The 11533-nt window shown below is 54.3% G+C and carries 9 protein-coding genes and 4 pseudogenes; 9 read left to right on the top strand and 4 right to left on the bottom strand.

Annotated features, from left to right (window positions below):
* Positions 1-499 precede the first annotated feature (499 nt).
* The 7 genes from Q427_RS31495 to Q427_RS18495 all read left to right on the top strand — a co-directional run bounded on the left by Q427_RS31495 (position 500) and on the right by Q427_RS18495 (position 6817).
* On the top strand, positions 500-778 hold the full coding sequence (locus Q427_RS31495; RefSeq protein WP_155833618.1) for a YgiT-type zinc finger protein: 279 nt from the start codon (positions 500-502) through the stop codon (positions 776-778).
* A 99-nt stretch (positions 779-877) separates the two neighbouring features.
* Complete coding sequence (locus Q427_RS30420; RefSeq protein WP_081786086.1) at positions 878-1756, top strand: nucleotidyltransferase domain-containing protein; 879 nt, start codon at positions 878-880, stop codon at positions 1754-1756.
* Complete coding sequence (locus Q427_RS30415; RefSeq protein WP_081786085.1) at positions 1756-2418, top strand: hypothetical protein; 663 nt, start codon at positions 1756-1758, stop codon at positions 2416-2418. The genes Q427_RS30420 and Q427_RS30415 overlap by 1 nt, the downstream gene beginning before the upstream one ends.
* 180 nt (positions 2419-2598) lie before the next feature.
* The gene (locus Q427_RS30410; protein ID WP_197030735.1) at positions 2599-3069 is read left to right on the top strand and encodes a BrnT family toxin; all 471 of its coding nucleotides are present in this window, start codon (positions 2599-2601) and stop codon (positions 3067-3069) included.
* 104 nt (positions 3070-3173) lie between these two features.
* Positions 3174-3980, top strand: a complete 807-nt coding sequence (locus Q427_RS31490; RefSeq protein WP_155833617.1) for a hypothetical protein — start codon at positions 3174-3176, stop codon at positions 3978-3980.
* Positions 3981-4073: 93 nt separating this feature from the next.
* Positions 4074-5111, top strand: a complete 1038-nt coding sequence (locus Q427_RS18500) for a TIR domain-containing protein (protein ID WP_081786083.1) — start codon at positions 4074-4076, stop codon at positions 5109-5111.
* Positions 5112-5245: 134 nt separating this feature from the next.
* Positions 5246-6817 carry a transposase gene (locus tag Q427_RS18495; protein WP_043516577.1) on the top strand — a complete coding sequence of 524 codons (1572 nt, stop codon included), beginning with the start codon at positions 5246-5248 and terminating at the stop codon, positions 6815-6817.
* Positions 6818-7007: 190 nt separating this feature from the next.
* Here the strand turns inward: Q427_RS18495 and Q427_RS36410 are convergent.
* Positions 7008-7126: pseudogene (locus Q427_RS36410) on the bottom strand (transposase); the annotation flags it as partial.
* 81 nt (positions 7127-7207) lie between these two features.
* On the opposite strand from Q427_RS36410, the gene Q427_RS37055 reads away from it, so the two are divergent.
* Together Q427_RS37055 and Q427_RS18485 are read left to right on the top strand one after the other, a co-directional pair.
* Complete coding sequence (locus Q427_RS37055) at positions 7208-7381, top strand: GNAT family N-acetyltransferase (protein ID WP_442905530.1); 174 nt, start codon at positions 7208-7210, stop codon at positions 7379-7381.
* 132 nt (positions 7382-7513) lie between these two features.
* The gene (locus Q427_RS18485) at positions 7514-8182 is read left to right on the top strand and encodes a DUF6998 domain-containing protein (RefSeq protein ID WP_043516575.1); all 669 of its coding nucleotides are present in this window, start codon (positions 7514-7516) and stop codon (positions 8180-8182) included.
* Positions 8183-8286: 104 nt separating this feature from the next.
* On the opposite strand, the pseudogene guaD reads toward Q427_RS18485, so the two are convergent.
* From guaD to Q427_RS30400, 3 pseudogenes are all read right to left on the bottom strand, one after another.
* A pseudogene (gene guaD / locus Q427_RS18480) lies at positions 8287-9608 on the bottom strand (guanine deaminase).
* A 216-nt stretch (positions 9609-9824) separates the two neighbouring features.
* Positions 9825-10689: pseudogene (gene xdhC, locus Q427_RS18475) on the bottom strand (xanthine dehydrogenase accessory protein XdhC).
* A pseudogene (locus Q427_RS30400) lies at positions 10689-11533 on the bottom strand (molybdopterin cofactor-binding domain-containing protein); the annotation flags it as partial. The pseudogenes Q427_RS30400 and xdhC, both read right to left, overlap by 1 nt.

Raw genomic sequence — 11533 nt, 5'->3', positions numbered from 1 at the left:
CGCTGTTGTCGAGGGCTTCACGCAGCAGCAGAGCGCCGCTGTCGCTGGTGGTGCGCTGGCCATCAAGCTCAACGCGGATGGACCCGTTGCAGGACGGGATCCAGGGAGATAGGCTTTCACCCATGGCGGATGGTCCTCTGGAATCAGGTTCTTGCCGGAACGTTCTGATTTCTCAAGAGAATACCATCCGTCATCTTTGTTTTCAGGCCGGTCTCATGAATAAGCCAGGTTTACGCAATGGGTTGCCTTTAACTATTCCATAAGCTTTGGACTCAAGCGTGAGCCTCCATGCATAGCATTTTTATATCAGCAGATTCGCATACCGTATATTGGTTCCGACAAAACGTGCATGCACGCGAATTCTGCATAGGCAGCCGAGCTATGCTTAGGTGAAAGTAAAACCAATGCGTTGGAAGAAATGAAGCCCGTCAGATAATATTGTTGAACGCGCAGGGGTGTTCATCCAATATCAGGACGTGCAGTCCAATCACTGTTATGAATGCTCAACGAGGTACCTGCTTTGATTCATGATTGCCCTTCCTGTTCACTCGCAGAGGTATGGTTTGAAGAAGACAGTTCTGATGTCTATTTGAACCTGAACAGAGTGGCAACAGAGGAAGAACTTGAAAATGATCATTATCTTGAGTATGAGGGGCAGACAATCGAAACCGTTGCTATTAAGGTAGCATTCTGTCCATACTGTGGTGAAAAGCTAACCAGCAATAAGGAATTGGTTGTTCCGCAATTTCAACACCATAATTTCGGCAGCAGGAAATGAGCAGTCATAACCAGGCAATTATGTTCGCACCCTACGGGTGCCGGACGCTCATTCTTCGCGCCGCATATTGCTGGCGTTAGCGTTTTAAGAGGATAAGCAATGAGTTTGGAAGATAAGCTGTCTGGATGGACAGGCCCTTCTAGTACCACGGAAAAGGACAAGCAGGATAGAACGGAGCGCATGATTCGCCAAGCGATAGATTCACATGAGCCATTCAATAATTTTTCATTAAAAGTTTTTGCGAAGGGGTCTTATGCTAATAATACTAATGTGCGGTCAGATAGTGATGTAGATATAGCGGTGGAGTGCACAGAATGTCAATACTGGGAGGAATCTGAAAAAGGAAATCACCCGCCCAGTAGCCCATATGGGGGAATCTGGACCCCTGCAAAGTTAAGGGCTGAGCTTGTTTCCGCTATGAATGCAAAATTTCCGGGTCAGGTAGATTCTTCAGGATCTACCGCAATACAAATAAATTCTAACTCTGCACGCGTAGATGCTGATGTAGTTCCATGTTTTAGCTATCGCTACTACATGAGTAATGGGTCGAGAGACGGAACAAAGATATTCAAAACCGATGGCAGCAGCATCGTTAACTACCCTATGCAGCAAAAGGTGAATGGAACAGCAAAGAATAATCGAACCGGCTATGCCTACAAGAAAGGGGCGCGCCTCCTAAAGCGTATTGAAAATGCGATGGCACAAGATGGTGCATTTCGTGAGTTGCCTTCATTTTTCATGGAGTGTTTGGCCTATAACTGCCCAGACGATGCCTTTTCTCACCCAACATGGACAGAACGCCTTCGAGCTATGCTTGTTCATATTTGGAGCAACCTTCAAGGTGATGAAGAGCCGGCCTCTGGCCGCTGGATGGAGGTGAATGGATGCTTCTTCCTGTTTCATAAAAACCAAAAATGGACCCGCGAGGATGGACGCGATTTTGCCCAAGCGGCCTGGAACTATTTTGGATTTAAGTAATGCGTAATATCACACTTAAGAGCTCGCTTTATATTCTGGTCGGAATTTCAGCTGTTGCTTGGTTTTCGCTAGCCTATTTTGGCGGGTTAGATTTGTCAAAAGTAAAAGATTTTTTTGGGCTCGTACCAAAGGTTGTAACTATCGACCTTCTAGTAGTTGCAGTGTTTGTTAAATGGGGATGGAAGCTTAAAATATTTAGAGGCTGGCTAGTTTCTTTTCCTAATTTAAATGGAAGTTGGGTGGGTTTTATATACTCCGACTGGAAGAATCCCAAAACAGGAGAAAAGCCGCCTCCCATACCCGTAATGCTCACAGTAAACCAGTCTTTCTTTCACATTCATTGCATGATGCGCACGAGTGAAATGGAAAGCTCTTCATATTCTGAGGGCTTTCTTATAGAACCGGATCGACAGATTAAAAACATAGCATACTCCTATACTAGCAAGCCTAGATTAAGTTTGAATGAACGTAGTATTCCGCATGATGGAACAGCAGTTTTCAAGATCATTGAAAAGCCGAAGCAAAAGCTAGTGGGCAGGTATTGGACGGAGAGATTAACAAAGGGTGAAATCATTCTTCAGTATCACTCTAAAGAAATACTTGAGGAACTTCCTGAAGAGTTGGGAGATCATCCCGTAACGGAAGATGAAAATCGACGCTAACAATCGGCTGCACGACGACCGATTTTACGCTGCTTCGCAGCTCCAAACCGTCACATCACAAGCCGGGCGTTAGAACGCTAGCAAGCTGCCAACCATGTTAAATGAAGCTAATTTATGAAAAATTCGTGTTCACACTGTACTTTCCTCATTGATGTATCAGGCCTTATAGCGGAGTCTGATTTGCCTGATGGTATTTCATTGAGATGTGGGAAAGAGGAGAGATTCGTCGGTGGCTGGCCTCCTCCGGTGAGAAAACCTGAAGTCGAAAATTGTGATAAGTTTATCGCATTTGATGCGCAACGCTCCCGCTGGGAATGGGACGATACGAAAAGCCATCGAAACGTCGACAAGCATGGCATTTCATTTCAAGATGCGGTGTCGGCTTTAGAGGCTGACAACAAGTCTATCCGTTTGGTTTCCAAAAGCTGGGAGTCGCTAGATTCTCTTGACTATGAAGAACTAGGAATCCAGCGAACCCAGGCAAATGCTGATCCAGTGCGAGATACATATCTTTTTAAAAGAGATGAGAATGTATGGGTGCTTGTTTCTACTCTGAGAGGAGAGTTTGGACTAATAACCCAAAGGGTAATATCCGTGCGAAGAGCAAGAGATAATGAGCGGAGTATTTACGAACAGGGTTTGGGTCAGTGATGTCGCGTTCTAACAAGCACATGTTGTCGCCCTTCGGGCTGGGACGGCTTACGCTGCGCTTCAGCCGCCCAAAATGCGGGCGTTAAGCCTCAGGGAGAGAGTTTGTGCATTACGCGAAATCTAAGCGAGAGAAAAAATCTATATGTAATCTCTGTCGAGAGGAAAAGGCGCTCTCTTGGGATCATGTTCCACCTAAAGGCGGAATTGACCTTGGTCCTGTCGAGATGGAAACGGTCTTCGAGATTATGGCCGGAGACCGCGAAAAACCGAAATTGAGGGAGTCACAAAATGGGGTTAAGTACAGGACTATTTGCAGTGACTGCAACTCACTTTTAGGCCGTGAGTATGATCCCACCATTAACGATTTTGCCAGGTCAGTAGGGCGTTACCTAAAGTCAGGCATCGCACTTCCTGAAGAGGTTTCCCATAAGGTTAAGCCGCAAAGGTTAATGAAAGCTCTACTCGGGCATATAGTGGCTGCGAAGGTCGAGATAGAAGATACCGCCTTTGATCGGGCGGCAAGAGCCTATGTGCTCGATTCTAATATGCCATTGCCGGAAGACATCCATATTTTCTACTGGGTTTATCCTTACGCTACATCGCTAGCGATCAGAGATTTCGGCATGTTTGTCCCCAGAGGAACGTTCAATGAACCCGCTGTGTTTCAACTGCTCAAATACTATCCCATAGCGTATCTATGTAGCACCAAACCCAAATACGCCGGACTTCCAGCTCTATCCTGGTATCGAGATGCTGAGTTAGATTTTGAAATTGAGATCCCAGTAAATCTGAGGCGGGTAGAGGATCCTTACTGGCCTGAAGCACCAAATGACGAAGACAACAATGTATTCTTTGGTGGACAAAGTGCTGCAGCAGCGGTGCATGCGCGACCCAGAGAGAACAATGCTTAACAAGTGCAGGCACTGGGACAAAATTTCCGCTGCGCTCCAAATTGGCGGCTTATTCAAGGCGTTATATTTCTCCAAATAGTAGAGAGTTGAACATTGAGTAAATCAGTTTTCGTTAGCCACGCGGTCAAAGATTCAAAAATTGCTGAACAAATAGTTGAGCTACTTGAAGGTGGTATAGGTGTACCAGAGAGTGAAATATTTTGCTCATCACTAGAAGGGTATGGAATACCGACTGGAGAGAATTTTGTTACTTATATCAAGGGACAAATACAAGAGCCTAAAGTCGTTATCCTACTTTTAACACCATCTTATTTCGCAAGCAATTTTTGCCTTAGCGAGCTAGGTGCTTCGTGGGCTATGTCCCACGACGTGTTTCCTATTCTGGTTCCCCCACTGAGCTATGATGATGTAAAAGACGTTCTTTTGGGAACTCAGGTGGCAAAGATTGACAATGATATTAAATACAATGAGTTACGCGATTGCTTAATTGAAAAAGTAAGCTGCGCAAGTAAGTCCAGCACAAAGTGGGATACAAAAAGAAAGGCCTTCCTTAAGTCCGTAAATTCGCTATTGAAAACTATCAGCTTGCCCGAGACTGTATCAAGTGAAGAGCTTATACAGCTGAGACAAGAGTTAGATGAGTGTAAGGAAGAATTGCTCAATTATGAAGAAGAGTCCCAGTCCCTGAGAGAGTACATCAAGGAACTAGAGAAGCTAAAAGACACTGAGTCTGTTAATAAAGCAAAGAAAAAATCAGGGCTTCATTCTACCGCTGAAGAATTCGAGGAATTAGTGGATGAAGTAGCATCGTTTTCAAGTAGACTTGGCTCTGAAGTGTTTAAATTTGTTTTATGTGAACACTATGGGAAACCTTATAAAGTTAACCATTTTGAACATGGTGATGAGTTTTCTTCTGCGGCGAGGTACAACTATATTGACATAGAAGATGGCGAGTCAGTCAATTGGAACAATAAGGAAATGAAAAAGCTCGATAAACTATTAAATAAGGTTGGATCGATGCTAGAGGATAGTGAACATACAGAAGAGCTTTTTGAATACCATGAGGATCGCTACGATAGAGAGCCTGAGGTAGACAACCAGGCTTTTTGGGAGTTGCATTACAAAATCTAACAATCGGCTGCACAGCGACCGATTTTCCGCCGCTCCGCGGCTCCAAATCGGCGCGTGAGCCGGGCGTTGAGGCTGTAGCAAAACCCCGGCCACGCCCGGTAGGATGGGGAAAAATGCAATGGAGAGTCGTCAGCATGCCCAGGTTCAAGCCCTATGACTATGATCAGCACTCTTTGGTTGCCATCAACTACCTGGAGCAGCTGCAGCCAGGCACGTTTGAGCATGCAGTACACTACCTGATTGAGCACAAGCTGGACCTATCGGTGTTCTACCCCAGGTACCGCAACGACGACACCGGTCGTTGTGCCTACGATCCGGCGATCCTGCTCAAGATCATCCTGTTCGCCTACTCCAAGGGCATCACCTCCAGCCGCGAAATACAGTGGTGTTGCGAGACCAACATCCTGTTCAAGGCGCTATCCTGCGATACGGTACCCCACTTCACCACGCTCGCCCGATTCGTCAGCGGTCACGCCGATGAGATCGAAGCCCTGTTCGAGCAGGTCCTGTTGGTGTGTCACGAGCAGGGCTTGCTGGGCAACGAACTTTTTGCCATCGACGGCTGCAAGATGTCGTCCAATGCGGCCAAGGAGTGGTCTGGCACCTTCAAGGAACTCGGTGAAAAGCGTGACAAGCTGCGCCGCCTAATTCGCCACCATCTGGACGAGCACTTTCAGCGTGACAAGGCAGAGACCGAGGCAGAACTGGATCGGGATATCCGCCATGCCAAGATGATCCTTTCCCTCGACAGAGCCATGACCAAGGTGGACGACTTCTTGAACACGCAGCGTCCCCGACAGGGGCAGGGCAAGCGCAGCAAGGAGGTGAAGAGCAATCTCACCGATAACGAGAGTGCCAAGATGATGACCGGGAAAGGCACGATCCAGGGCTATAACGGGGTAGCAGCAGTCGATAAGAAACACCAGATCATCATCGATGCCCAAGCCTTTGGCGAAGGCCAGGAGCACCATACGCTCAAGCCGGTACTGGTCAGCATCGAGCAGCGTTACCGACGACTGGGCATCAGTTCGGATATCTATCAGGACGGCACCGTGGTGACGGCCGATACTGGCTTCGCCAACGAAGCCAACATGCGCTACCTGCACGAACGGCAGATCAATGGCTACATTCCCGACAACCAATTCCGTAGCCGCGACCCAAAATTCAGCGCCCAGAAAGGCAAATACGGGAAACGCCATCAGGGCAGCCAGCCTTCCAGTCGGAAGTCGATCATTCCGGCCAGTGAATTCCAGTTCGATCCGATCCACCTGACCTGCCGGTGCCCGGCAGGGCATCAGATCAGTTATCGGGGCACCCGAGAGGACAATCGTGGCACGCTCCGGGCCTACTTTGAGGGCAGGCTGCTGCAGTGTCGGCATTGCACGAAGAAACACCAATGCATGCACAACCCCAGCGCGGCAGACCATCGTCATGGTGCCGGCCGGCAGGTCTGTTTCGCCTTGGCACAGCAGCGAGCGCCGAGCTACACCGACTGGATGAAGCAGCGTGTCGATAGCGAACAGGGCAAGGCGATTTACAGTCACCGCATGTCGGTGGTGGAACCGGTGTTCGGCAACATTGGCACCAACAAGGGCCTGAGCCGTTTTAGCCTGAGAGGCCGAAAAAAGGTCCAGGGGCAATGGCAGCTATACTGCCTGATACACAACATCGAGAAGATCGCCAATTATGGTCGATTAGGCAAGTGATAGAGGGGCTAGAAGGCCTGAAAGTGGCTGCTAAATACCGGTGATGAGCGCTTTGATATCGCCAAAGAGCCAAAATGGCCAGTTAGGCTCCGTGGCCAAGATAATCGTCCGTTGGGTGGTCGGTACAAGAATTCAGAAAACAGGCGGTGGGAAGGGCTCAGAATCGGATTTTTCTACAGCCTCGTTAGGGCCAATTGTAGAGGGTTGCGGCCGAGATGCCTTCCTGCTCGCCAGTTCCGGGATGGTCAGGCTCATGGGTGGTGCCATCTTCTGAAGGATGGCTTCCTTACGCTCCGGGGAGTAACGCACGTTGATCACCTCTGAAGCTGTTTAGGTGACAACTACGTTGACGGATAGGGTGGGTTACCGGATACGCTCTTTGCGGTACAGGTGCTCAGTCAGCGCGAACTGATTGGAATGGGCCGCGTTGCCGGCGATGGTGGGACGTTCTTCCAGGTGGTTGACATTGCCGTTGCGCCTCAGCATCAGGGTCGTGGTCTTGGCAAGATCATCATGAACGAGATATGTCGGTACATCGACCACGAGGTGCCGAAGACGGGCTAAGTCAGTCTGCTTGCAGACGGTAAAGCTAATCAGCTATACCAACATTTCGGCTTTAGATTCACCGATCAGGGCAGTGTCGGAATGTACTTTAACAATGCTCCAAGCGCCTAAGCAATGGCGATCTGAGGTGTTATGGCTCTGACACAGATGCAGATCATCCAATCGTTGGGTGAGGCGATGGCATGGTTTGAGCGCGAGCTCAACTGGGGTGTGCCAGCTACCGAGCTTCGCCATCTCTGTGGGCGGATTGGGGAACTATACGCAGCGCTGATCACCAATGGGCAGATGGCTACCGAGGTCAATCAGCAGGGTTATGACGTAGTCAGCGGTGAGGGTGAGCGAATCTCTGTCAAAACCACGGCTACAATGGGGCCGGCTGGCCACGTCACGTTCAACGCTAACTCCCTTGAATACGTCGATAGGGTGATAATCCTTAGAATAAATACCGATGAGATGCAAATTGAAACGCTGTTGAATGCGCCTGCCCCGGAGGTTTTGAAGTACATGTCAGCAGCGCGTGGAGGTAAGCTGCGTGTGCCGCTAGGGCGCCTTTCCCAGAAGGATCGTCCACGAAATGAGCTCAAGGTTCTACGTGAGGTTGAGCTCGAGGGATACACGGTGAGGGAGTTGGAGAACGGCAGTATCGAGGTAGAACGGGGAGGTGTGCTTCAGGTTCCGGCGAAACCAGAGCTTCGGGATCTGGCCAGGAAGCTGAACCTCAGCCTGCTGAACAGCAATGGGAATCCGTTTAACACACGCCAGCTCGGTACTTTGATCATCAAGAGTTTGAGTGAGCAGTAAGGGCTTTCTCTAACGCCCAAAGCTGCTGGATCAACTGGGTTGGTCATCCTTCATCCATGGCGAGTGGTCCTCATGAATTCTGAGAGCCACTCGCCATTTTCGTTTCAGGCTTGGTCGCGGCGATGCTGGCAGCGTCCGCCGGCCCAGGTTTCCAGCACGCTGCGGTCGTCGCCCAGCATCATCAGCGCGAAGAGCCGCTCGCCGAGGGTGCGGCAGCGGGCGTGGCGCCTGGCCTGCAGCGGTGTGGCTTCGGGGTCGAGCACCACGAAGTCGGCTTCCATTCCGGGGGCCAGGCGACCGATCTCACTATCCAACGACAGCGCCCGCGCATTCCCCAGTGTCAGCCCGTACAGCCCTTGCCAGGCAGTGAGTGGCTGGCCACGCAACTGCCCGACCTGATAGGCGGCCTTGAGGGTGGCCAGTCCTGAAAGGTCGGTGCCGCCGCCGACGTCGCTGGCATAGGTCACGTTGAGCCCGACGTCCCGCGCCGCCTGGCGGTCGAACAGGCCGCTGCCCAGGAACAGATTGGAGCTGGGGCAGAAGGCCAGGTTGGCGCCGCGCTCGGCCAGCCGCTGGCGCATGCCTGGTCGAGGTGAATGCCATGGGCGAAGGTGCTGCGCGGGCCCACCAGGCCGGACTGCTCGTATACCTCGAGGTAGTCGCGGCTCTCCGGGAACAGCTCGGCGACCCAGTCCAGCTCGCCGGTGTTCTCGGAAAGGTGGGTCTGCAGCCACAGGCTGGGGTCGTTGCGCATCATTCCGCCGGTGGCGTCCAGCTGCTCCCGGGTAGAGGTGGGGGCGAAGCGCGGCGTCAGGCTGTAGCCGAGCCGGCGTGTCCCGTGCCAGTCGCTGATCAGCCTTTCGGCGTCGCGAACGCCGCCCGGGACGTCGTCGCAGAGTGCCTCGGGGGCGTGGCGATTCATGTGTACCTTGCCGGCCAGCATGCGCAGGTCGCGCTTGCTGCTGGCGGTGAAGAAGGCATCCACCGAGTCGGGGTGGCTCGAGCAGAACACCTGGGCGGTGGTGGTGCCGACCCGCAGCATCTCGTCGAGAAAGGCATTGGAGAGCGCCAGGGCATGATCGTACTGGGCGAAGCGACACTCCTCGGGGAAGGTGTAGTCGTTGAGCCAGTCGAGCAGCTGGCGCCCGTAGGAGGCCATGATCTCGAGCTGGACGTAATGCACGTGGCTGTCGATGAAGCCGGGCATCAGCAGCTTGCCGCGATGGTCTACCGTCTCGATGCCCTCGGGCAGCCGTGGCGCCAGCGTCACGTAGTCGTCGATGGCTTTGATGCGGCCGTTCTCTAGCCACAGGGCGCCATCTTCGAAGTGACGCACGCTACCTTCGGCGGGTTTGTCGCCTTCGCCGGGGTCGGCATCGAAGCTCAGCAGTTCGGCGCGAATTACGCGCGAGTCGGTCATGGTCATGGTCTCGGGCTCATCTCGATCTATGGAATAGCACCGGGGCTGTACCGGCGACAGGCCTGCGAGGAGGCGCTGTGAACCCTTCCCTGGGCGCTACTTTTGCCTTCCCTGGCAAAAGACCTCCTCTTCGGCCTGCCCCCGGCGCCCCTCAAGGCTGTTGTCGGAGCTGATAAGGTGACCTGCCCCCGGCGCTCCTCAAGCGAGTGCGATTGGGCTCGCTTATGGTGACGGTTCGCTAAACAGGGTCCGCAGTTGCGCCGGATCGAGGCCGCGCTGGTCGGCACGTTCGGCGCTTCCCACCAGCGGCAGCAGCTCGGCCATGGCGGCGATTGCAATGGCATAGGGTGTCTTGTCGCCGCCAGTGCCACCCGAGGCGACGCCGATGGGGCAGCGCACCCCGTCCAGCGCCGCTTCGTCGTGGCCGGCATCGGTGAGCCGTGAGCGGAAGCTGGCCCACTTGCTCTTCGAGCCGATCAGGCCGATGGAGGCCATGTCGCCACGACGCAGCAGGCCATCCACGAGTTCGCGGTCCTCGGCGTGGTCGTGGGTCAGCACCAGCGCATGGCTGTCCGCCGGCAGCTTGGCCACGGCGTCATAAGGGGCCTGAACCTGGTGACAGCTCAGCCGTGGCTGCCCTCCGGCCCATTCGGGAAATACGCCGTCGCGGCTGTCGTGCCACAGCACGCGCCAGGGTAGCGGGGCGGCCAGGCGGACCAGTTCCGTGCCCACGTGGCCGGCRCCGAAGATGGCCAGCCGTCGCGGCGCTGCCGGGGAAGACCTCCAGCAGTACGTTGACGAAGCCGCCGCAGCACTGGCCGCTGCGCCCGCCCAGGGCGAAGGCCTCGAGGCTCATCCCGCTCTCGCCGCGCGTCAGCTTTTCACGTGCCGCGTCGATCACCTGGAACTCGAAGGTGCCGCCGCCCAGGGTGTCGTAAACGGCATCTTCGGTGATCACCATGCGCGCGCCGGGCTCCCGGGGGGTCGAGCCGGCGCTGGTCACCACGGTGGCCAGCGCATGGGGCAGCCCGTCCCGCTGCAGTCGATGCAGGGCCTCATGCCAGCTTTCGGGACGCCGGGCGGTCATCACTCGGCACCCTTTTCCAGCGGCCAGGGGTTGTACTTGGCGCGCAGGGTCTCGGCGGCCATGAGCACCCGCTCCGGCGTGGCCGGGGTATCCAGGCGTGGTGCCTCGGCGTAGTCGGCCAGGCTGGCCAGGGCGTCACGCAGGGCCGACCACACCGCCATGCCGAGCATGAAGGGGGGCTCGCCCACGGCCTTGGAGCGATAGATGCTGGCCATGGAGTTGGGGTGTCCCTCCAGCAGTTTGACGTTGAACACCGGCGGCAGGTCGCCGTAGGTAGGGATCTTGTAGGTGGCGGGGCCGTCGGAGATCAGCCGGCCGGTATCGTTCCACTTCAGCTCCTCGCTGGTCAGCCAGCCCACTGCCCTGGATGAAGCCGCCCTCCACCTGGCCGAGGTCGATGGCCGGATTGAGCGAGTCGCCCACGTCATGAAGGATATCGACCCGGTCCACCTGGTACTCGCCGGTGAGGGTATCGACACTGACTTCCGCCACGGCGGCGCCGAAGGCGTAGTAGTAGAAGGGGCGGCCCTGGCCCACGTTGCGGTCGTAGTGGATCAGCGGCGTGGCGTAGAAGCCTTCTCGGAGAGCGAGATGCGGTTGAGGTAGGCCGCCTGCACCAGCTCGCCCCAGGGAATGCGGTGCTCGCTCTCGCCATGGCCGGCCACCAGGTGCCCGGCCTCGAGGCGCATGTCCTCGCGGTCTAGCCCCTGGTCCTGGTAGAGGTGCTCGTGGGCGAAGTCGAACAGCCGCTCCTTGAGCTTCACGCAGGCGTCCCGTGCCGCCTGGCCGTTGAGTCGGCGCCGCTGGAGGCCGCGGTGGGCGAGGTGTTGGGCACCTTGTCGGT

The organism is Halomonas sp. BC04, assembly GCF_000568385.1.
The sequence above is the reverse complement of the archived record's forward strand: the minus strand, read 5'-3'. Positions and strand labels throughout refer to the sequence as shown.

Bases quoted from the DNA above. Each gene is read 5' to 3' on its own strand.
- Q427_RS18495 (WP_043516577.1), top strand. From the start codon at position 5,246: ATGCCCAGGTTCAAGCCCTATGACTATGATCAGCACTCTTTGGTTGCC.
- Q427_RS18485 (WP_043516575.1), top strand. From the start codon at position 7,514: ATGGCTCTGACACAGATGCAGATCATCCAATCGTTGGGTGAGGCGATG.
- Q427_RS30415 (WP_081786085.1), top strand. From the start codon at position 1,756: ATGCGTAATATCACACTTAAGAGCTCGCTTTATATTCTGGTCGGAATT.
- Q427_RS31495 (WP_155833618.1), top strand. From the start codon at position 500: ATGCTCAACGAGGTACCTGCTTTGATTCATGATTGCCCTTCCTGTTCA.
- Q427_RS30420 (WP_081786086.1), top strand. From the start codon at position 878: ATGAGTTTGGAAGATAAGCTGTCTGGATGGACAGGCCCTTCTAGTACC.